The following is a 671-nucleotide window of genomic DNA, read 5'->3' as shown; positions in this document are numbered from 1 at the left end:
GGGTTGTAGGGGGTGTGCTCGGTGAAGCGCGCGGGGTCCTCGAGCTCGAGGTCGCCGTACACCTCGTCCGTCGAGATGTGGTGGTACCGCACGTCGTGCGCGCGCACCGCCTCGAGCAGGGCGGCGGTCCCGAGGATGTTCGTCGCCAGAAACGGCGCCGGATCCTCCAGCGAGTTGTCATTGTGCGACTCCGCGGCGAAGTGCACCACCAGGTCCGACTCCCGGACCAGCCGGTCGACGAGCGGGGCGTCGGCGACGTCGCCCTCGACGAAGGTGATCCGGTCCGACACCGGCGCCACCGAGCGGAGGTCGCCGGCGTAGGTGAGCTTGTCGAGCACGGTGATCCGGACGTCGGGGCGCTCGCGCAGGGTGAGGTGGACGAAGTTGCTGCCGATGAAGCCGGCACCGCCGGTGACGAGGATCCGCACGAGTGCTCCTACTGGTTCGAGGAAGGGACGAAAGGCGTCGGACGCCCGGGTCGCGGTCGACGACACGGGCGGACTCCGGTGGGCGCTCAGACGGAGGATGATCCCCGCGCGAGAGCGGGCAGCTGCTGGAGGTAGGCGCCGTACCCGCTCTTGACCAGCGGTGCGGCGAGCTCGGCGAGGCGGGCGTCGTCGATCCAGGAGTTGCGCCAGGCGATCTCCTCGATGCAGCCGATCTTGAACCCC

General features: G+C 69.9%; 1 protein-coding gene and 1 pseudogene. Both read right to left on the bottom strand.

What is annotated here, in order from left to right; genetic code table 11:
- Positions 1–428: GDP-mannose 4,6-dehydratase (locus C5C69_RS16580; protein WP_146083647.1), on the bottom strand; the 428-nt coding region annotated here is incomplete at its 3' end.
- An 86-nt stretch (positions 429–514) separates the two neighbouring features.
- Positions 515–671, bottom strand: a pseudogene (locus tag C5C69_RS17350) (glucose-1-phosphate thymidylyltransferase); the annotation flags it as partial.

Source organism: Rathayibacter sp. AY1C7, assembly GCF_002931865.1.
GTDB lineage: Bacteria > Actinomycetota > Actinomycetes > Actinomycetales > Microbacteriaceae > Rathayibacter.
This window is presented reverse-complemented; position numbering and strand designations above follow the sequence as displayed.